We start from the raw sequence: 19,585 nt of genomic DNA, 5'->3' as shown, positions 1-19,585 counted from the left end.
GATCCCCCATGATCATCGACTGCCACGGCCACTACACCACGGCCCCCGCCGGCCACGATGCGTTCCGCAAGGCGCAGGTGGCCCACTTCAACGACCGCTCGCTGCCGGCGGCGGTCTATCCCACGATCAGCGACGATGAACTGCGCGACAGCGTAGAGGCCAACCAGCTGCGCCTGTTGCGCGAGCGCGGTGCGGACATGACGATCTTCTCACCGCGCGCCAGTACCATGGCCCACCATATCGGCGACGAGCAGGTGAGCGCCGAATGGACGCGCCATTGCAACGACCTGATCGCGCGCGTGGTACAGCTGTACCCGGATCAGTTCATCGGTGTGTGCCAGCTGCCGCAGTCGCCGGGCGTGCCGATCGCGCACTCGGTGGCCGAGCTGGAGCGCTGCGTGAACGAGCTTGGTTTCGTCGGCTGCAACCTCAACCCCGATCCGTCCGGCGGCCATTGGGATGGCCTGCCGTTGACCGACCATTCCTGGTATCCGTTCTTCGAGAAGATGGTGGAATTGGATGTGCCGGCCATGGTGCACGTCTCCGGCAGCTGCAATGTCAATTTTCACGCGACCGGCGCGCACTACCTGAACGCCGACACCACCGCCTTCATGCAGTTCCTGCAGGGTGATCTTTTCCGTGACTTCCCGGAGCTGCGCTTCATCATCCCGCATGGCGGTGGTGCGGTGCCGTACCATTGGGGGCGCTTCCGTGGCCTGGCGGACATGCTGGGCAAGCCGCCGCTGGCCGAGCATGTGATGAAGAACGTCTACTTCGATACCTGCGTGTATCACCAGCCCGGCATCGACCTGCTGTTCGAGGTGATCGACATCGACAGCATCCTGTTTGGTTCGGAAATGGTGGGCGCGGTGCGTGGGATCGACCCGCAGACCGGCCATTTCTTCGATGACACCCGTCGCTACGTGGATGCGCTTGCGTTGTCCGAAGGTGACCGCCACAAGGTGTTTGAAGGCAATGCGCGCCGCGTCTACCCGCGGCTGGATGCACAGCTGAAGGCGAGGGGGCTGTGATGGCCGCGTTCCAGAAGGATGCCGACTGGCTGGACTACTGCGCCAACCCCAGCCGCCCGACGTTCGTACCGCCGCCGGGTGCGGTGGACGCGCACTGCCATGTGTTCGGGCCGGGCGATGTGTTCCCGTATGCACCCGAGCGCAAGTACACACCGTGCGAGGCGGGCAAGGCGCAGCTGTTCGCGCTGCGGGACTTTCTCGGATTCAGCCGCAACGTGATCGTGCAGGCGACCTGCCATGGTGCCGACAACCGTGCCCTGGTCGATGCGCTGCAGGCCAGCGGCGGCCTGGCCCGTGGCGTGGCCACGGTGCGCGATACGGTCAGCGACGAGGAGCTGCAGCAGCTGCATGCAGCGGGCGTGCGCGGCGTGCGCTTCAACTTCGTGCGCCGGCTGGTCGATCCCAAGCCGGATGCCTACTACCACGCCATCATCGAGCGCATCGCGCCGCTGGGCTGGCACGTGGTGGTGTACTTCGAAGCCGCCGACCTGGCCGAGCGCTGGAACTCCTTCACCTCGCTGCCGACGACGGTGGTGGTCGACCATATGGGGCGGCCGGACGTGAGCCAGCCGGTGGACGGGCCGGAGTTCCAGCGTTTCGTGCAGCTGATGGCCGAGCACGGCAACGTGTGGAGCAAGGTCAGCTGCCCGGAGCGGCTGTCGCGGGTGGGTCCGCCGGGGTATGCCGACGTGGTGCCGTTCGCGCGGCACCTGGTGGAACGCTTCCCGGACCGTGTGCTGTGGGGCACGGATTGGCCGCACCCGAACATGAAGGACCACATGCCTGATGACGGGCATCTGGTGGATGTGATTCCCCACATCGCGCCGACGCTTGAGCTGCAGCAGAAGCTGTTGGTGGACAACCCGATGCGGTTGTATTGGGGAGGGTAGAGCCGAGCCACGCTCGGCTGCGTTCTACGGGGTGGCTTGAGCCGAGCATGGGCTCGGCTCTGGAAAGGCATCAACGCATGGCGATCCGCTCCAGCGGCACCTGCTCGCGTGTAGGGCCGAGCCTGTGCTCGGCTGTTTTCTTCGGGGTGGCTTGAGCCGAGCGTGGGCTCGGCTCTACAAAGCCATCCATGCTCGGCGATCCGCTCCAGCGGCACCTGCTCGCGGGTAGAGCCGAGCCTGTGCTCGGCTGCTTTCTGCGGGGTGCTTTGGTCCGAGCGTGGGCTCGGCCCCACATGGGCATCCACGCATGGCGTGGATCTACTTCAGCCGCGGGCGAGGGCGAGCAGCCGCTCGGCGATCCGCTCCAGCGGCACCTGTTCCTCGGCTGCGCCCAGCTTGAACGCCGAACCGGGCATGCCCCACACCACGCTGGTGGCTTCGTCCTGCACCAGGGTCGGGGCACCGGCCTGGCGCATTTCCAGCAGGCCGCGTGCGCCGTCGTCGCCCATGCCGGTGAGGATGGCACCGATGGCATTGCCGCCGGCGGCCTGCGCCACCGAGCGGAACAGCACGTCCACCGCCGGCTTGTGCCGGTTCACCGCAGGACCGTCATCCACGCGGCAGCGCCAGCGCGCACCGTCGCGGATGATCCGCAGGTGCTTGCCGCCGGGCGGCAGGTAGGCATGGCCGGGCAGCACGGCTTCACCGTCGCTGGCTTCGCGCACGGCCATCGCCGAGTGGCGGTCCAGGCGTTCGGCGAAGGCGGTGCTGAAGCTGGCCGGCAGGTGCTGGGTCATCACCACGGCCGGGGCGTCGGCCGGCAGGCCTTCCAGCACCACGCGCAGCGCTTCGGTACCGCCAGCCGACGAGCCGATCGCAATCAGGCGGTCGGTGGTGCGGAAGTGCGGCGCGGCCGGACGCACGGATGGCGCGGCATCCAGGATGAGCTTGGGTGCGGCGGTGCGCACCAGCGGGCGCACGCGTGAGCGGGCGGCCATCTTGACCTTGGCGATGATCTCATCGGCGTAGGCCTGCAGGCCACGCGACACATCGAGCTTGGGCTTGGAAACGAAATCGACCGCGCCCAGGGCCAGCGCCTGCAGCGTGGTGTCGGCACCGCGCTCGGTCAGCGAGGAGATCATCACCACCGGCAGCGGATGCAGGCGCATCAGGTTTTCCAAGAATGCCAGGCCGTCCATGCGCGGCATTTCCACGTCCAGGGTGATCACGTCCGGGGCCAGGCGCTTGATCTTCTCGCGCGCGAGCAGCGGGTCGGCGGCGGTGCCGACCACGTCGATGCCCGGATCGCTGGACAGGATCTCGGTGAGCATCTGCCGTACGACGGCGGAGTCGTCGACGATCAGGACCCGGCAGGGGGCGTTGCCGGGCAGGCTCATTCGAACAGCTCCACGCCACCGGTGACCGGGGCCTTGGAGAGGCGTGCACGCACGGCCGATTCGGTGGCGGCCACTTCAGCCTCGTGAGCATGCGGCAGGCGCTGCACCACCACGCGGCCGGTATCGGCGAAGAACCAGATCTTGCGCGGATGGATGCCGCACAGGTCTTCGGCGATGATCGGGATGTGCTCGGCCTGCAGGTACTGGCGCACGAACTCTGCGTTGCGGGTGCCGACCGGATTGCTGGTGAAGCCCTTCAGCACGTTGGCGCCGCCGAACACTTTGGCCTCGATGCGCTTTCGGTGCGCGCCGCGCTTGAGCATGTCGTTGATCAGCAGTTCCATCGCATAGCTGCCGTAGCGCGCGGGTGCGCCATCGCCGGCGTTGCCTTCGGGCAGCAGGAAGTGGTTCATGCCGCCGATCTTCAGCACCGGGTCGCGCAGGCAGGCGGCCACGCAGGAGCCCAGCGTGGTGGTCAGCGCGGTGGTGTCATCGACCACCAGATACTGGGTCGGCAGCAGTTTGGCGGCGACGGTCTTGAACCGCGCGTCCTGGTATCGCATTACGTCGTCGGTGCGCAGGGCGGCGTTCATGCACTTGCCCCCTGTGCGCGGCGGTACAGGGTGCGGCCGCAGGGCTGGATCAGGTCGGCGGCGTGCAGGTAGTTCTCCGAATGGCCGGTGTAAAGCAGGCCGTCATCGTTGAGGTGGTGCACCAGGCGGCCAAGGATGGCGCGCTGGGTCGGTTTGTCGAAGTAGATCATTACATTGCGGCAGAACAGTGCGTCGAACGGACCACCGACGTCGTAGCGCGGGGCCAGCAGGTTCAGCGGTCGGAACTCGATCAGCTCGCGCAGGGTGGGCAGGACCCGGCACTGGCCCTCGTTGGGGCCGCTGCCGCGCTGGAAGTAGCGTCGGCGCAGGTCCGGGTCGAGATTGGTGACGCGGTCGATGTTGTAGACGCCCCGGCTGGCAGTGGCCAGCACCTGGGTGTCGACGTCGGTGGCGACGATGCGCACCGGCGGCTTCAACGTGCCGAACGCCTCGCAGGCGGTGATCGCCATGGAGTAGGGCTCCTCACCGGTGGAAGCGGCGCACGACCACAGCAGCAGCGGGCTGCGGCTGGAGCGCTGCTGCAGTTCCTCGCGCAGCTTGTCGAAGTGGTGCGGCTCGCGGAAGAACGAGGTGAGGTTGGTGGTCAGCGCGTTGGTGAACGCCTGCCACTCATCGCCGCCGTCCTGTTCCAGATGGTCCAGGTACTGCTGGAAGCTGCGCATGCCAAGCGTACGCAGGCGGCGCGACAGGCGGCCGTACACCATGTCGCGCTTTGCCGGTGCCAGGGCGATGCCCACGCGCTGGTAGATCAGGTCGCAGACACGGCGGAAGTCACGGTCGGCGAACTCGAATTCGCGGGGGCCGGTGACGATGGGAGTGGGACTGTTCACGGGGGACGTGTCCATCGGCGGGGGGGGGGGGGGCGCCCCCCCCCCGCGGGCATTTTGCAGGCGCCGGGTCCCCGGGGCTGGCCCCGCCGCTACCGGAGATCAACTCAACCAACCGCGGCACGCGCTGTCGATCTGCTCGCCACACGCCTGCTGCATCCGCTGCTGCAACCGCGCCAGCGTCTCCGCTCCATGGTGCTTGCCACCCCAGGCCTTCAACTGCAGCGCCAGCCGCTCGAAACGCTGCTTCGTGCGCTGGTGGTAGCCCGACGGCTGCGCCTGCAGCTCGGCAATCAAGGCATCGGTGGCCTGTTCGATGCGCGGGGCATCGTCCGGGGCCAGCCGCAGCAGGCCCTCCACGTATAACACGCCCCACTGCACGCGCGTGGCCGGGCCCTGTGCGCCGTCGTAGGCACGCTTCAGCCACTCCAGCGCACCCGCCGTATCGCCGCGCTTCTCGGTCAGTTCGGCCAGTTCGGGCATGTAGTAGTACGGCTGCTCGCTGCGCTTCAGTTCGGCCAGCAACAGCGCCTCGGCACCGGCGTCATCACCCACTTCGCGCAAGGCATAGACCGCGCTGCTGATGGTGGCCTGGCGCGCGTGTGCGTCCGTGGCAGCGGCATCGGCGGCGGTCACCTGCTGCTTCACCCGCTGCACCAGCGCCGCAGGCAGTGCACCTTCGGGCTGCTGCTGGCGGGCCAGCGAGACTTCGGTCAGTGCGCGCGACAATGCATCATCGGCACGGTTGCCACGCTCAGCATCGGCGCGGTCCAGGGCCACCAGCAGCTGCTGGCCCAGCGTATTGCTGCTGGCGGGCCCCGCGCTGGCCTGCTTCACCAGGTTGGCGCCGGCATAGCCCAGCAGCTCGCGATTGCGGCGTACTTCGGTAGGCTGCGCCAGCACCGCCTGCAGCAGCTCGCGTACTTCGGTCGGCGGCGTGGCCGGCTTCTCCGCGGTGGCCAGGGCCAGCAGGGCGAAGCGACGCTGCAGGGCGGCGTCGGGCGCGGCCGTGGCCAGCTTGCGCAGCACCAGGTCGGCCTTGCGCTGGCCGGCCAGACGGTTCGCATCCACTTCCCAGCCGTAGTCGCCCAGCACCTGCCAGTCTTCGGCGCCCAGCGTGGTCGGGCTCGACAGGGCGGTGGCAAGAGTCTCGGCCACGGCGCTGCGCCGGCTGGCGGCCACGGTCAGGGTGCGGGTGAGTTCGGCGGCGTCGTTGCCACCGGCCACGCGGGTGATCTCGTTGCGCTGCGGGTCGAGCACGATCAGGGTCGGGTAGCCGCGCACGCCGAAGCGCTCGCCCCAGGCCTGCGCGCCTTCCTCATCGCCATCCAGGTACACCGGCACGAATTTGCCGGTCAGTGCGATGAAGGCAGGATCCTTGAACAGGCCGGCCTTCAGCTGGTTGCACGGCGGGCACCAGACCGCGCCCCAGTACAGCAGCACCGGCTTGCCGGTCTCGGCGGCTTCGTTGAAGGCATCGTCGACATCGCCCTGGCGCCAGGCAATGGCCGCTGCCGGCGCGGCTTCGGCGGCCTTCGCGCTCGCCACCGGCGCTTGCGCGGGAGAGCAGGCGCTCAGCGCGGTGGCCAGCAGCAACAGGGGAAAGGCAGCGCGCATCGGCAGCATCTCGAAGGAACGGGGTGAAGGGCCATTGTAGGAAGCCCGGCCGCCTGTGCTGATGCAGTTTGCTTATGACTGGCTTGCGGCCCGGTATATGCCGACGCTTACCCCGCCGCGCGCATCTCCGCCGCCAGCAGGCCCGCCAGCCAGGTCATGAACGCCTCGACCCGCCGTGGCAGGTGGCGACGCTGCGCATAGACCAGGTTCACCGGCATCGGCTCGGCCAGGCAGTGCGGCAGCACTTCCACCAGGCGGCCGTCGCGCAGCGCTTCGCGCGCGCCCATTTCAGGCACCTGGATGATGCCCAGCCCGGCCAGCGCGGCGGCGCTGTAGCCATCGGCACTGTTGACCGTCAGCGCGCCGCGCATCGGCCAGGTCTGGTAGCGCTGGCCATCGAAGTACTCGAAGCCGGGCGAACGCTGGCCCAGGGTACCCACGTAGTGCACCAGCAGATGGTCGTCGAGGTCGGCCAGTTCGCGCGGCGTGCCGTGCGCGGCCAGATAGGCCGGGCTGGCCACGTTGAGGATGCGCATCTGCCCCAGCGGGCGTGCGATCAGGCTGCTGTCATCCAGGGTACCGACCCGCAGCACGCAGTCGAAGCCTTCGCGTACCACGTCCACGCGGCGGTCGGTGGCGCTCAGTTCAACCTCGATGCCCGGGTGCAGGGCGAGGAAGGCGGGCAGCTGCGGGATGACCAGGTTGCGGGCCATGCCGCCAGGCATGTCCACCCGCAGGCGGCCGCTGAGCTCGCTGGTCTCGTGGCGGAACAGGTTCTGCAGTTCGTCCATGTCGTCCAGCAGGTCGTGCGCGCGTTGCTGCAGCTGCGCGCCGTCGGCGGTCAGGTGCACCCGGCGCGTGGTCCGGTGCAGCAGCTGGGTGCCCAGCTCGGCCTCCAGGCGGGCGATGGCCTGCGAGACGCTGGCCTTGGCCAGGCCCAGGCTGTCGGCGGCGCGGGTGAACGAGCCCAGTTCGGTGACGCGCAGGAAGACGCGCAGGGTGTCGAGGCGGTCCATGTATTGTTCGTCTATCTTGAACAGTAAAATCAGGATCGCGCGATTTATGCGTGCAGGCAATCCCAATAGTCTTGCCACACTTCCTCCCAGACAGGTGCCCGCCATGACTACTTCATCCCGTGTCGTCCTCATCACCGGTGGCAGCCGCGGCCTCGGCCGCAATGCCGCGCTCGCCCTCGCCGCCGACGGTGCCGATATCGTGATCACCTACCGCTCGCAGGCCGATGCCGCCGCCGAGGTCGTGCAGCAGGCGCAGGCGCTCGGCCGCCGCGCCCTGGCGCTGCCGTTGGACATGGCCGACAGTGCGGCATTCCCGGCTTTCGCCACGCAGCTGCGCGATGCCCTGCAGCAGTGGGGCGTGACCACCCTGCAGGGCTTGCTCAACAATGCCGGCGAAGGCCTGTACGCACCCATCGCCGAGACCACCGAGGCGCAGTTCGACTACGCGGTGGCCGTGCACCTGAAGGGGCCGTACTTCCTGACCCAGGCGCTGCTGCCGCTGATCGCCGATGGCGGCCGCATCCTCAACGTGTCCAGCGGCCTCGCCCGCTTCTCGCTGCCGGGCAGCTCGGCCTACGCGATGATGAAGGGCGGCATCGAGGTGTTCACCCGTTACCTGGCCAAGGAACTGGGTGCGCGCGGAATCACCGCCAACACGCTGGCCCCGGGTGCGATCGAGACCGATTTCGGTGGCGGCCACGTGCGTGACAATGCGCAGGTGAATGCGATGGTCTCGTCGATCACCGCGTTGGGTCGCCCGGGCCTGCCCGACGATATCGGTCCGGTGGTGGTGGCACTGCTGTCGCCGTCCACCGGCTGGGTCAATGCCCAGCGCGTGGAAGCCTCCGGCGGCATGTTCGTCTGACCGCCCGCGGGCAGCGTGTCATGGGGCGGCGAGGCTCAGCGGCTGGTAGACCAGGCCGTTGAACTCGCCGACCTCACCGTCGATCACGAAGCCGTAGCGCTGGTAGGCCGGCACCGCATCGCACGCCCTGCGCGCTGAGCGACGGGGCGACGGCAGCGTCGAAGGCGGCCATGCAGATCGCGCTGATCGCGGGCAGATCGTCGGGGCGGGCGGGGCGGATGCGGTGCATGCAGTGTTCCTTCCATGATGACGTGCGGGTGCATCGCACACGATAAGCTCGGCGCATGAACTACTTCAATGCGGCCCATGCACGGGTGTTCCCTCAGCACAGCCTGAGCCTGGGCCTGATGACGCCGGTTGCTGCGCACGGCCTTGCCGGCGTTGCCGAAGCGCAACGCATCGCGCGCCTGGCTGACGATCTTGGTTTTGCTGCGCTGTGGACACGCGATGTCCCGTTGATGGTGCCGCAGGGCCCTGATGCCACGTCAACCGCGCTGGACGATCCTTTCCTCTGGCTTGCGCTGCTGGCCAGTGCCACCACCCGTATTGCGGTGGGCACCGCTGCGATCGTGTTGCCGCTGCGCCATCCGCTGCACGTAGCGAAATCCGCATTGAGCCTGGACAGGATCAGTGGCGGTCGTTTCGTGCTGGGCCTCGGATCGGGCGATCGTCCGGAAGAATTCGCGGCGTTCGGTGAAGACCTGGAGGGCAGGGCGGCCACGTTCCGCGAGCGCTGGGCGCTGCTGCGTGCGGCGTTGTCGCCGGACGAGACCGGACGGGGGCGGCTGCGCGACGCCACCGGTGGGTTCGACGTGCTGCCGGCAGCGCAGGCGCGCATTCCGATGCTGGTGGTCGGCACGGCGCGGCAGAGCCTGCAGTGGATCGCCCGCGAAGCGGAAGGCTGGGCCACCTATCATCGCGAAGAGGCGGCGCAGGAAGGGCGCATCGGGCTGTGGCAGCAGGCGCACGGCGCTGGTGTAGCCAAGCCGTTCGTGCAGTCGATGCTGCTGGACCTGCAGGCGGATCCGCAGGCACCGGCTGAAGCGCTGCCGCTGGGCCTGAAGGTGGGCCGCAATGGGCTGCAGGCCTATCTGCAGCGCGTGCACGCGCAGGGCGTGGCGCATGTGATGTTCAGCCTGGTCGACAACGGGCGCCGCGTGGATGAGGTGTTGCGGGAGATTGCTCTGGTGGGTGCCGATCTTGGTGGACACAGAGAATGATGTGGCAATCGCCGGGCATGGACCGGCGCTACCGTTGGACGCGTGCATCTGCGTATCATTCGCGTTTGATTCTGTTGCCGGAGCCGCGCGTGATCCGATTTAACCCCGTGCATCCGACCGGGCGGCTGTTCGCCGTGGTCGCCTTCATCGAAGCGCTGACCTGGGCTGGCCTGCTGATCGGCATGTGGCTGAAGTACGGCCCTTACGCCAATGTTGCCTTGGTCAAAGTGTTCGGCCCGCTGCATGGCGTGGCCTTCATGGTCTATGTCGCAGTCACCCTGTTTGCCGCCATCCGCCTGCGTTGGCCGTGGTGGGCCAGTGCGCTGGCGCTGCTGGCGGCCATCCCCCCGCTGGTGACCCTGCCGTTGGAGTGGTGGTTCCGCCGTCGCGGCCTGCTGAAGCTGCGCAGCCCCCGCTGAGACGCTTCGTTACCCGGTCATTCAAGCGAATGGGTATCAAATGCAAATACGAGCCGTTATCATTTGATGGTGCCATCACCCCTGCCGGGGTCGGCGCCTTCTTTGAAACGGTTGGTTCTCCATGTATGCACGTCCCGTCGTCGCCGGTCTGCCGGCCCTGGTCCTTGCCGCGCTGATCGGCACGATGGCGATGATGTCGTTCGTGGCGGTGATCGGGCCGGTGGTGCGCCTGCTCGGCCTGTCCGAGTGGCACGCCGGCCTCTCGGTCACTGCCGCCGGCGTGCTGTGGATGCTGGCCGCGCGCCCCTGGGGCCGGCTGAGTGACCGCATCGGCCGCAAACGCGTGCTCCTGCTGGCCATGGCCGCCTACACCGTCATCTACATCGGCCTGGCGGTGTTCATCGATGTTGCCCTGCAGGTGGTGCCGCCCGTGCTGGTGTCGGTGCTGGTGCTGGTGGGTGCACGCGGCTTGATCGGCCTGTTCTATGCGGCCGTGCCGCCCACGGCCGCCGCGCTCATCGCTGACCAGGCCCCCACCGGGCAGCGTGCGCAGTTCATGGCGCGTCTGGGCAGTGCCAATGCGCTGGGCATGGTGCTGGGCCCGGCCGCTGCGGGGTGGCTGGCGTATCGCAATCTCTCTCTGGCGCTGTACGTGGCGGCAATGCTGCCGCTGCTCTCGCTGGCATTGATCGCCTGGCGTCTGCCGGCCACGCCGCCGGTGGCCGCTGCACAGGCACGTGCCCCCGCACCGATGTCGCGTTTGGATGCCCGCCTGCGCCTGCCGCAGCTGGCGGCCTTCCTCGGCATGGTCTCGGTGACCATCGCGCAGGTCACCGTGGGTTTCTTCGCCATTGATCGCTTCGCGCTGGATCCCGCCGCCGGCGCGCGCATGGCGGGCATCGCCCTGACTGCCGTCGGCGTCGGCCTGATCCTGGCGCAGGTGCTGGTGATGACGCTGGAGGTGCATCCGCGCCGCTGGATCATGATTGGTGCGCTGATCGCCGGGCTCGGCTTCGCTTCGGTCGCGGCCGTGCAGCAGCCCTGGCAGTTGCCGGCGGCGTATGCGTTTGCGGCGTTCGGCATGGGCTTTGTCTTCCCCTCGTTCCAGGCGTTGGCCGCCGATGCGGTGCAGCCACACGAACAGGGCGCGGCTGCCGGTGCCGTTGCCGCCGCGCAGGGACTGGGCATGGTCGCCGGCCCGATGCTGGGCACGCTGTTGTATCGCGCGGGCGCCAGTCTGCCGCATCTGCTGGTGGGCGTGCTGCTGTTGCTGCTGTGCGGCCTGGCCATGGCCCATCGCGCAAAGGAGACCGCATGAACGATTCGCTGATGCAGGGGGCGTGGCCCGAGGCTGCGCCGCCACCTGCCCACCACGCCGACGAGGCCGCGCTGTTCCTGCTGCAGCACGCTGACCAGCAGCTGCATGCACGCGGTTGCCGCGCCAGCCTGCCGACCGGTGCGCTGGCCAGCCTGGCCGAGCGGGTGGATGCCTTCTTCGCGCAGCAGCGCGGCGGCCCGGGCCTGCTGGTGGGGGCGGTGCCGTTCGAGCCGCGTGCCGACGATGCGCTGTACCAACCGGAGCGTCTTCTGCCCGGCCTGCGGCCGCAGCATGTCGCCGCGCCGGCCCTGCGCGGGGCGTTGCAGCCGCAGCCTACGGCGCAGGACTATGCGGCGGCCGTGGCCACTGCCGTGCAGGCGATGCGTGCGCCCGATGCCACCCTGCACAAGGTGGTGCTGGCGCGCAGCCTGTTGGCGCACACCGATCTTCCCGTGGCACCGGACAGGCTGCTGGCACGCCTAGGTGCCGATCCCTCGGTGGCGACCTACGCCGTGCCGCTGCCGGTCGAGCCGGGCCGGCCGCCAGCTTGGCTGGTCGGCGCAACGCCGGAACTGCTGCTGCGCAAGCGCGGCGCGCAGGTGCTGTCACATCCGTTGGCCGGCTCCGCCCGACGCAGCAGTGATCCTGCTGAAGACCAGCGCGTCGCGCAGGCGCTGCTGGCCTCGCGCAAGGACCATGACGAACACCGCCACGTGGTCGAGGCCATCGTCGATGGCCTGGTGCCGTGGTGCAGCCGCGTCGAAGCGCAGGCACAGCCTGTGCTGCACGCCACGGCGAGCATGTGGCACCTCGGCACGCGCATCCATGCCGCGCTGAAGGATCCCTCCACGCCTGCCGCCACGCTGCTGGCCGAACTGCACCCGACGCCAGCGGTCTGCGGGACGCCACGCCAGGCCGCACTGCAGCGCATCCGCGAGCTGGAGCCGGTGCCGCGCAGCTTCTACGCCGGTGCGGTCGGCTGGCTGGACGCGCAGGGTGACGGCGACTGGTTCGTGGCGATCCGCTGCGCACGCCTGCAGGGCACGCAGCTGCGGCTGTTCGCCGGTGCCGGCATCGTCGCCGACTCGCAGCCGGAGGCCGAAGCGGCCGAGACCGGCGCCAAATTCACTGCCTTGTTGAACGCCCTGGGTGTGCATGACCCGGCGGCCCTGATCGAGCCCGTGCCATGAACAACGCTGTTTCCCCGCGGCTGCCGCTGCAGCAGGTCTGGCCCGAGGATCGGGTCACGCGCTATCGTGCCGCCGGCCATTGGCGCGGCGAGACCTTCCCGGCCTTCCTGCGTGAGCGGGCACAGCGGTACGCCGACGAGATCGCGGTGGTGGCCGGTGACGTGCGCCTGAGCTATGCGCAGCTGTGGCACGAAGCAGGCCGCATCGGCGCGGGCCTGCTGGGCCTGGGCCTGCAGCCGGGTGACCGCGTGCTGGTGCAGCTGGGCAACACCGCCGGCTTCATCACTACCGTGTGCGGCTTGTTCCGTGCCGGCCTGGTGCCGGTGTACGTGCTGCCGGCGCATCGCCTCACCGAGCTGGTGCACTTCGCGCGCAAGGCCGAAGCCAGTGCCTACATCACCACCGACGTGCATGAGAACTTCGACCACCGCGGACTGGCGCGTGCGTTGCAGGCGGACGTGCCGGGCATCGCGCACGTGGTCATCGATGGCGAGGCGGACGGGTTCATTGCGTTGGATACGCTGCAGGGTGACCGCCGCGCATTGCCGCCCGATCCGGACTCGCAGTCGGTGGCCTTCCTGCAGATTTCCGGTGGCAGCACCGGGCTGTCCAAGCTGATCCCGCGCACCCACGACGACTACATCTATTCGTTCCGGGCCAGCAACTCGATCTGTGGCATCGACCGCGACAGCGTCTACCTGGTCGCGCTGCCGGCGGCGCACAACTTCCCGATGAGTTCGCCGGGCTTCTTCGGCGCGCTGTATGCCGGCGCGCGCGTGGTGCTCAGCCCCCGCCCCGGCCCGGATGCCGCGTTCCCGCTGATCGCCCGCGAACGGGTGACCTGCTGCGGCCTCGTGCCGCCGTTGGCCCTGCTGTGGGCGCAGGCCGCGGCGACCAGCAAGCACGATCTGTCCAGCCTGCAGGTGCTGCAGGTGGGCGGTGCCAAGCTGGTGCCGGAAGCCGCGCGGCGGGTGATCGACGGCCTGCGCTGCACGCTGCAGCAGGTGTTCGGCATGGCCGAAGGCCTGGTCAACTACACGCGGCTGGATGACCCCGAAGAGCTGGTCGTGGCCTGCCAGGGGCGACCGATCAGCCCGGATGACGAGGTGCGCGTGGTCGATGACCACGACCAGCCCGTGGCCGAAGGCGAGGTGGGGCATCTGCTGACCCGTGGCCCTTACACCATCGGCGCGTACCACAACGATGCGGTGGCCAACGCGCGCGCCTTCACCGACGACGGCTTCTATCGCACCGGCGACCGTGTGCAGCAGCTGCCGGGTGGCTACCTGGTGGTGCAGGGCCGCGCGGGCGACCACATCAACCGTGCCGGCGAGAAGATCTCCGCCGAAGAGATCGAAGACCATCTGCTGGCCCATCCCGCCGTGTTCGATGCGGCAGTGGTCTCCATTCCCGATGACTACCTGGGAGAGCGCAGCTGCGCCTTCGTCATCCAGCAGGGTGAGCTGATCAAGGGGCCCGCGCTGAAGGCGTGGATGCGTGGCCGCGGCCTGGCCGCGTTCAAGGTGCCCGACCAGGTGGTGTTCGTGGACAGTTTCGATACCACGGCGGTCGGCAAGATCAGCCGTCGTGAACTGCGCGCGCAGCTGCGTGCGCGTCATCTGCAACAGACAGGAGGAACGCGCTGATGGCGCTGCCCCGCATTACCCCATACCCCTTGCCGACCGCCGCCGAACTGCCGGTCCCGCGCGGCCTGTGGCGGCCGCAGCGTGATCGCATCGCCTTGCTGGTGCATGACATGCAGCGCTATTTCCTGGCGGCGTTCGACGCCGGTACCGAGCCGCTGCAGCCGGCGGTGGCCAACATCGCGCGTCTGCTGGCGCATTGCCGGGCATACGGCATCCCGGTGTTCTATACCGCCCAGCATGGCGACCAGGACCGGCGTGACCGCGGCCTGCAGGCCGACCTGTGGGGCCCGGGCATGCGCCGCGGCGAGGAGCACGAACCGATCATCGATGCACTTGCCCCGCAGGCGGGTGAGCACGTGCTGGTCAAGCATCGTTACAGCGCCTTCCAGCGCAGCAACCTGGAAACCCTGATGCGCGTGCGCGGCCGTGACCAGCTGCTGGTCACCGGGGTGTATGCGCATATCGGCTGCACGGCCACCGTGGTCGAGGCCTTCCAGCGTGACATCGAGGCATTCATCGCCGCCGATGCGGTCGCCGACTTCTCGCGCGCCGACCATGACCAGGCCCTGCATTGGATCGCCCGCACCAGTGGCGTACCGATGACCACCTTACAGCTGCTGGAGGTGCTCTGATGGCTACGATCCAGGACGTGCTGGACCTTGAGCGCATGCGGGCCGACGTGGCGCGCGTGCTCGATTGCGAGCCGGCCGATATCGGCGAGGACGACAACCTGATCGACCTCGACCTGGATTCGATGCGCATGCTCGGCCTGGTCCTGGCCTGGGGCAACACCGGGCTGCCGCTGGAGTTCTCGCAGCTGGCCGAGCACAGCACGCTGCGCCACTGGTGGGCGGTGGTGCAGAAACTGCAGGCGGCGCAGCAGACATGAGCGCCGCGGGGCTGGCGACGCCGGTGGCACTGACCGAGGCGCAGTCAGGCCTGTGGTATGCCCAGCGCCTGGCACCGGACAACCCCTCGTTCAATACGGCCCATGCCGTGTGGATCGAGGGTGCGCTGGACGTCGTCGCATTCGTGGCCGCAGCCAACCAGGCGGCGGCCGAGGCGCAGGCCTTCGCGCTGCGTTTTGCCGAGGGCGAGAACGGCCAGCCGCTGCAGTGGCACGACGCTGCCCATGTGCCGCAGCTGTCGCTTCGCGATGTGTCGGCTGAGGCCGATCCTGCAGCCGTGGCGCGTGCCGCGATGCAGGCCGACCGTTTGGCAGCGGTGGATCCCAGCCGTGACCGCATCAGCCAGCAGATGCTGTTTGATCTGGGTGGGCAGCGCTGGGTCTGGTACCTGCGCGTGCACCACCTGGCTGCCGATGGCTATGGCATGGCGTTGTTCAGTGACCGGGTGTGTGCGCTGTATGCGGGACGTGAGGGCGAGCCATTGCCGCCGCTGGCCGGCGTGCTGGCCGATGACGCCGCCTATCGTGCAGATCCCCGTCGCGGCCTCGCGGGCCAGTGGTGGCGCGAACAACTGCAGGGTGCGCCAGCCGGTGCGGGGCTGGCCGGGACAGTAGCGGCCAGCGACGATGCGCTGCGTTTCGTGCAGCCGCTCGATGCATCCTTCCGCGACCTGCTGCTGCAGACTGCGGCGCGTTGGATGCAGCCGTGGCCGGACGTGCTGGCCGCGCTGTCGGCCGAGTACCTGCGGCGGATGAGCGCGGCCGAGGAAGTGGTACTGGGCGTGCCCTGGATGGGCCGCCTCGGCAATGCCTCGGCGCGGGTGCCGGCCATGGTGATGAACGTGCTGCCGCTGCGGGTCGCGGCGGGCGAGGGCAGCGTCGAAGACGTTGTGCGTGGCATCGGCCGGCAATTGAGCCAGGGGCGCAAGCACGGGCGCTACCGTGGCGAACAGCTGCGTCGTGACCTTGGCCTGGTCGGTGCGCAGCAGCGCCTGCACGGCCCACTGGTGAACGTGCAGCCGTTCTACAGGCCGCTGGCGTTGCCCGGCGTCGAGGCCACGCTGGAGGTGCTGTGCACCGGCCCGGTGGATGACCTGACCCTGGGCTTCCGTGGCGACGGCCAGACCCTGCTGGACCTGGAGATCGAGGCCAATCCCGCGTTGTACAGCCGCGACGACGTGCAGGCGCATGGCACGCGGCTGCTGCATTTCGTGGCGGCCGCACTGCAGTCGTCCGATATGGCCGACGTGCCGCTGGCCACGCCCGAGGAGGCGCAGCGGACGGTGCACGGCTTCAACGCCACCGCCCATGCGCTGCCCGAAACCACCCTCGTGGAGCTGCTGCAGCAGGGCATGGATCGTGACCCGCAGGCGACGGCGCTGGTGTTCGGTGACGCCGCACTGGACCACGGGACATTGGAAGCGCGCAGTTTTGCGTTGGCCGCCCAGTTGCGCGCGCTGGGCGTCGGCCCGGGCAGCGTGGTCGCGGTGGCGTTGCCGCGCTCGCCGGAGCTGGTGATCGCGCTGATGGCCGTGCTGCGCGCCGGCGCTGCTTACCTGCCGCTGGATCTTGCCCATTCCGATGAACGCCTGGCGCGCATCCTCGCCTCGGCACGACCGGTCTGCGTGCTGGCCGAGGCCGACGTACAGGCTCGGCTGGGCGGGGTGCCGGTGCTGGCGTCCACGCAGTGGACCGCACTGAGTTTCGCCGCGCCGTGGCGCCAGCCATCGCCGGACGATGCGGCCTATGTCATCTACACCTCCGGCTCGACCGGTGAGCCCAAGGGCGTGGTCATCGAGCACCGGGCCATCGTCAATCGCCTGCTGTGGATGCGCGAGCACTACGGGTTCACCGCCGATGACCGCGTGCTGCAGAAGACCCCGGCCACGTTCGACGTGTCGGTCTGGGAATTCTTCCTGCCGCTGCTGTGTGGCGCCGCCCTGGTGCTGGCCGCACCGGAGGCGCATCGCGACCCGACCGAGCTGGCGCGGCTGATCCGCAGCCATGAGATCACCACCGCGCATTTTGTGCCGTCCATGCTTGACGCCTTCCTTGCCGCGCCGGCATCGGAGGGCCTGCAGCTGCGGCGGGTGTTCACCAGCGGCGAGGCGCTGGACGCCACGCTGCGTGATCGCTTCCACGGCCGGGTGCAGGCGGAACTGCACAACCTGTACGGCCCGACCGAGGCCGCGGTCGATGTGAGCTGGTGGCCGGCGTCGGCCGAGGACCGCTCGCGGCCGGTGCCGATCGGCTTCCCCGTGTGGAATACCCGCCTGTATGTGCTGGACGCGCGCATGCAGCCGCTGCCGGTCGGCGTGCCGGGTGATCTCTATCTGGGCGGCGTGCAGCTGGCACGTGGCTACCTGGGCCGCGATGACCTGACCGCCGAGCGCTTCCTGGCCGATCCTTTCCTGCCCGGGGAGCGCATCTACCGCACCGGCGACGTCGCACGCTGGCGCGCCGATGGCGCGGTGGATTACCTGGGCCGCAGCGACCATCAGGTCAAGCTGCGTGGCCTGCGTATCGAGCTGGGCGAGATCGAGGCCGCGTTGCGCGAACTGCCGGGCATGGACCGGGTGGAGGTGCTGCTGCGCCACGACACGCCGGGCGATGCGCGGCTGGTGGCCTATGTGCCCTCGTCGTGCGCGGATGCCGCGGTGCTGCGCAGCCATCTCGCGATGCGCTTACCGGATTACATGCTGCCGTCGGCCTTCGTCGGCGTGGACCACTGGCCGGTCACGGCCAACGGCAAGCTCGACCGCACGGCGTTACCGAAGCCGCCGCAGCAGGAGGTCGCCGGACGTGCGCCGAGCACGCCGCTGGAACAGGAACTGGCAGAGCTGTTCGCAGGTGCGCTGGGCCGTGAGCTGCCCGTCGCCGCGGATGCGGACTTCTTCAGCCTGGGGGGCGATTCGCTGTCGGCCGTGCACCTGTTGCTGGCCATCGAACAACGCTGGCGCTGCGATCTCGGTCTGGGTGCACTGTTTGCGCAGCCGACTGTCGCCGCGCTGGCCGCACGCATCGCCGAGCCACCGGCGCTGGCCGACCACGCGCTGGGGCCGGTGATTGCACTGGCCACGGTGGAAAATGCCGCGCAGCCGCTGTTCGTGGTGCATCCGGCCGGTGGCATTGCCTGGAACTACCGGACGCTGGCACGCGCGCTGCAGCCGGCGCGCACGGTCTACGGCCTGCAGTCGCCGGCGCTGGACCCGCAGCAGGCGATGCCGCCCAGCATCGAGGTGATGGCCAACGACTACGTGCGCCGCATCGCCGCACTGCAGCCACAGGGGCCGGTGCACCTGCTGGGCTGGTCGGTGGGCGGCATCCTGGCGCAGGCCATGGCGGTGCGCCTGCATGAGATCGGCCGCGGTGTGGGTGAGCTGGTGCTTTTGGATGCCTATCCCAGCGAATGCTGGCGGGCCGAGCCGGAACCGGACGCCATCACGGCGCTGCGCGCGCTGCTGGCCATTGCCGGCCACGATCCCGATGCCCACCCGGAGCTGGACAGCCGCGAGCGCATCCTCGCCTTCCTGCGCCGTGGCGGCAGTGCGCTGGGCCGCCTTCCGGATGTGGTGCTGGATGGGGTGGTACGTGCGGTCACTGGGACCAATCGCTTGATCCGCGAGCATCACCATCGCCCGTATGACGGAACGCTGGTGCATGTGCGTGCGGACCGTGACCACCAGGCGCGACCGCAGCTGCAGTCGGCGCTGTGGATGGCGCATGCGCGCAAGGTGCAGGCGCTGGAACTGCCGTTCCTGCACGCTGAACTGACCGGCCGCGACGCGGTCGCACAGCTGGCGCCGTGGTTGTCGACACGGCTGCGGCAGTGGGATGAAGAGCAGGAGATCGCAGCATGCAGTTGACCGGTTTTGAAGGGCGCGTGGCGCTGGTGACCGGCGCCGCCGGTGGCATGGGTGCTGCGCTGGTGCGGCTGCTGGCCGATGCCGGTTGCATCGTAGTGGCGACCGATCGCCAGGCGCCTGTTACGGCAGATGTGCGTGTGCACAACTTTGCGCTCGACGTGACCGACAGTGCCGCCGTGGACGGCTTGGTGGATCAGGTCGAGTCCAGCATCGGGCCGATCATGCTGGCCGCCAGCGTGGCCGGTATACTGCATGTGGGTGGCGTGACCGAGACCGACGATGACGACTGGCGCCGGGTGTTCGCGGTGAACACCGACGGTGTGTTCCATGTCGGGCGTGCCCTGGCGCGGGTGATGTCACCGCGCGGGCAGGGCGCGATGGTTACCGTCAGCTCGAATGCGGCCGGCGTGCCGCGGCATGGCATGGCCGCCTACGCGGCATCGAAAGCTGCAGCCACCATGTTCACCCGTTGCCTGGGGCTGGAGCTGGCGCCGCTGGGCATCCGCTGCAACATCGTCGCCCCGGGTTCCACCCTGACCCCGATGCAGACCGGCATGTGGGACGACGCGCAGGGCGCCGAGCGGGTGATTGCAGGCAACCTGGACACCTACAAGGCCGGCATCCCGCTGCGCAAGCTGGCCACCCCGGAGGACATCGCCCACTCGGTGATGTTCCTGCTCTCCGACCAGGCCGGCCACGTGGCGATGAGCGACCTCTACGTCGACGGCGGCGCCACCCTCCGCGGCTGACGCACCGTAGAGC

General features: G+C 69.0%; 17 protein-coding genes. 12 read left to right on the top strand and 5 right to left on the bottom strand.

Annotated features, from left to right (window positions below):
- Positions 1–8 precede the first annotated feature (8 nt).
- Entirely contained in the window at positions 9–1,031 is a 1,023-nt protein-coding gene (locus AC1VXD_RS03690; protein WP_482990889.1) for an amidohydrolase family protein, read from the top strand.
- A complete protein-coding gene (locus AC1VXD_RS03685) occupies positions 1,031–1,921 on the top strand; it encodes an amidohydrolase family protein (protein ID WP_482990888.1) in 891 nt (296 codons plus the stop codon). Before AC1VXD_RS03690 ends, AC1VXD_RS03685 begins: the two co-directional genes overlap by 1 nt.
- A 323-nt stretch (positions 1,922–2,244) precedes the next feature.
- On the opposite strand, the gene AC1VXD_RS03680 is transcribed toward AC1VXD_RS03685, so the two are convergent.
- From AC1VXD_RS03680 to AC1VXD_RS03660, 5 genes are all read right to left on the bottom strand, one after another.
- Complete coding sequence (locus AC1VXD_RS03680; protein WP_482990887.1) at positions 2,245–3,318, bottom strand: protein-glutamate methylesterase/protein-glutamine glutaminase; 1,074 nt, start codon at positions 3,316–3,318, stop codon at positions 2,245–2,247.
- Complete coding sequence (gene cheD / locus AC1VXD_RS03675; RefSeq protein WP_312710382.1) at positions 3,315–3,911, bottom strand: chemoreceptor glutamine deamidase CheD; 597 nt, start codon at positions 3,909–3,911, stop codon at positions 3,315–3,317. The genes AC1VXD_RS03680 and cheD overlap by 4 nt, the downstream gene beginning before the upstream one ends.
- A complete protein-coding gene (locus AC1VXD_RS03670) occupies positions 3,908–4,777 on the bottom strand; it encodes a CheR family methyltransferase (RefSeq protein ID WP_482990886.1) in 870 nt (289 codons plus the stop codon). Before AC1VXD_RS03670 ends, cheD begins: the two co-directional genes overlap by 4 nt.
- An 84-nt stretch (positions 4,778–4,861) precedes the next feature.
- A complete protein-coding gene (locus AC1VXD_RS03665) occupies positions 4,862–6,385 on the bottom strand; it encodes a thioredoxin family protein (RefSeq protein ID WP_482990885.1) in 1,524 nt (507 codons plus the stop codon).
- Positions 6,386–6,483: 98 nt separating this feature from the next.
- On the bottom strand, positions 6,484–7,458 hold the full coding sequence (locus tag AC1VXD_RS03660) for a LysR family transcriptional regulator (protein ID WP_482990945.1): 975 nt from the start codon (positions 7,456–7,458) through the stop codon (positions 6,484–6,486).
- Between the two features lie 37 nt (positions 7,459–7,495).
- Between AC1VXD_RS03660 and AC1VXD_RS03655 the strand changes: the two genes are divergently transcribed.
- The 10 genes from AC1VXD_RS03655 (at position 7,496) to AC1VXD_RS03610 (ending at position 19,572) form a co-directional block, all read left to right on the top strand.
- Entirely contained in the window at positions 7,496–8,257 is a 762-nt protein-coding gene (locus AC1VXD_RS03655) for an SDR family NAD(P)-dependent oxidoreductase (protein WP_482990884.1), read from the top strand.
- 284 nt (positions 8,258–8,541) lie between these two features.
- Entirely contained in the window at positions 8,542–9,477 is a 936-nt protein-coding gene (locus tag AC1VXD_RS03650) for a TIGR03571 family LLM class oxidoreductase (protein WP_482990883.1), read from the top strand.
- 107 nt (positions 9,478–9,584) lie between these two features.
- On the top strand, positions 9,585–9,896 hold the full coding sequence (locus AC1VXD_RS03645; protein ID WP_482990944.1) for a DUF3817 domain-containing protein: 312 nt from the start codon (positions 9,585–9,587) through the stop codon (positions 9,894–9,896).
- A 121-nt stretch (positions 9,897–10,017) separates the two neighbouring features.
- Complete coding sequence (locus tag AC1VXD_RS03640; protein ID WP_482990882.1) at positions 10,018–11,214, top strand: MFS transporter; 1,197 nt, start codon at positions 10,018–10,020, stop codon at positions 11,212–11,214.
- The gene (locus tag AC1VXD_RS03635; protein WP_482990881.1) at positions 11,211–12,404 is read left to right on the top strand and encodes an isochorismate synthase; all 1,194 of its coding nucleotides are present in this window, start codon (positions 11,211–11,213) and stop codon (positions 12,402–12,404) included. Before AC1VXD_RS03640 ends, AC1VXD_RS03635 begins: the two co-directional genes overlap by 4 nt.
- Positions 12,401–14,050 (top strand): (2,3-dihydroxybenzoyl)adenylate synthase, encoded by a 1,650-nt coding sequence (locus tag AC1VXD_RS03630; RefSeq protein WP_482990880.1) that lies wholly within the window; start codon positions 12,401–12,403, stop codon positions 14,048–14,050. Before AC1VXD_RS03635 ends, AC1VXD_RS03630 begins: the two co-directional genes overlap by 4 nt.
- The gene (locus AC1VXD_RS03625) at positions 14,050–14,682 is read left to right on the top strand and encodes an isochorismatase family protein (RefSeq protein WP_482990879.1); all 633 of its coding nucleotides are present in this window, start codon (positions 14,050–14,052) and stop codon (positions 14,680–14,682) included. Before AC1VXD_RS03630 ends, AC1VXD_RS03625 begins: the two co-directional genes overlap by 1 nt.
- Positions 14,682–14,939 carry a phosphopantetheine-binding protein gene (locus AC1VXD_RS03620; protein ID WP_482990878.1) on the top strand — a complete coding sequence of 86 codons (258 nt, stop codon included), beginning with the start codon at positions 14,682–14,684 and terminating at the stop codon, positions 14,937–14,939. The genes AC1VXD_RS03625 and AC1VXD_RS03620 overlap by 1 nt, the downstream gene beginning before the upstream one ends.
- Positions 14,936–18,823: an amino acid adenylation domain-containing protein gene (locus tag AC1VXD_RS03615; RefSeq protein ID WP_482990877.1), complete on the top strand. Its 3,888-nt coding sequence runs from the start codon at positions 14,936–14,938 to the stop codon at positions 18,821–18,823. The genes AC1VXD_RS03620 and AC1VXD_RS03615 overlap by 4 nt, the downstream gene beginning before the upstream one ends.
- A complete protein-coding gene (locus AC1VXD_RS03610; RefSeq protein ID WP_482990876.1) occupies positions 18,814–19,572 on the top strand; it encodes a 2,3-dihydro-2,3-dihydroxybenzoate dehydrogenase in 759 nt (252 codons plus the stop codon). The genes AC1VXD_RS03615 and AC1VXD_RS03610 overlap by 10 nt, the downstream gene beginning before the upstream one ends.
- Positions 19,573–19,585: the final 13 nt, after the last annotated feature.

Source organism: Stenotrophomonas sp. STEN054 (genome assembly GCF_056854535.1).
This window is presented reverse-complemented; position numbering and strand designations above follow the sequence as displayed.

What these genes read in the sequence shown, in the direction of transcription:
- AC1VXD_RS03690 (WP_482990889.1), top strand. Translation starts at nt 9, where the DNA reads ATGATCATCGACTGCCACGGCCACTACACCACGGCCCCCGCCGGCCAC.
- AC1VXD_RS03685 (WP_482990888.1), top strand. Translation starts at nt 1,031, where the DNA reads ATGGCCGCGTTCCAGAAGGATGCCGACTGGCTGGACTACTGCGCCAAC.
- AC1VXD_RS03680 (WP_482990887.1), bottom strand. Translation starts at nt 3,318, where the DNA reads ATGAGCCTGCCCGGCAACGCCCCCTGCCGGGTCCTGATCGTCGACGAC.
- cheD (WP_312710382.1), bottom strand. Translation starts at nt 3,911, where the DNA reads ATGAACGCCGCCCTGCGCACCGACGACGTAATGCGATACCAGGACGCG.
- AC1VXD_RS03670 (WP_482990886.1), bottom strand. Translation starts at nt 4,777, where the DNA reads ATGGACACGTCCCCCGTGAACAGTCCCACTCCCATCGTCACCGGCCCC.
- AC1VXD_RS03665 (WP_482990885.1), bottom strand. Translation starts at nt 6,385, where the DNA reads ATGCTGCCGATGCGCGCTGCCTTTCCCCTGTTGCTGCTGGCCACCGCG.
- AC1VXD_RS03655 (WP_482990884.1), top strand. Translation starts at nt 7,496, where the DNA reads ATGACTACTTCATCCCGTGTCGTCCTCATCACCGGTGGCAGCCGCGGC.
- AC1VXD_RS03650 (WP_482990883.1), top strand. Translation starts at nt 8,542, where the DNA reads ATGAACTACTTCAATGCGGCCCATGCACGGGTGTTCCCTCAGCACAGC.
- AC1VXD_RS03640 (WP_482990882.1), top strand. Translation starts at nt 10,018, where the DNA reads ATGTATGCACGTCCCGTCGTCGCCGGTCTGCCGGCCCTGGTCCTTGCC.
- AC1VXD_RS03635 (WP_482990881.1), top strand. Translation starts at nt 11,211, where the DNA reads ATGAACGATTCGCTGATGCAGGGGGCGTGGCCCGAGGCTGCGCCGCCA.
- AC1VXD_RS03630 (WP_482990880.1), top strand. Translation starts at nt 12,401, where the DNA reads ATGAACAACGCTGTTTCCCCGCGGCTGCCGCTGCAGCAGGTCTGGCCC.
- AC1VXD_RS03625 (WP_482990879.1), top strand. Translation starts at nt 14,050, where the DNA reads ATGGCGCTGCCCCGCATTACCCCATACCCCTTGCCGACCGCCGCCGAA.
- AC1VXD_RS03620 (WP_482990878.1), top strand. Translation starts at nt 14,682, where the DNA reads ATGGCTACGATCCAGGACGTGCTGGACCTTGAGCGCATGCGGGCCGAC.
- AC1VXD_RS03615 (WP_482990877.1), top strand. Translation starts at nt 14,936, where the DNA reads ATGAGCGCCGCGGGGCTGGCGACGCCGGTGGCACTGACCGAGGCGCAG.
- AC1VXD_RS03610 (WP_482990876.1), top strand. Translation starts at nt 18,814, where the DNA reads ATGCAGTTGACCGGTTTTGAAGGGCGCGTGGCGCTGGTGACCGGCGCC.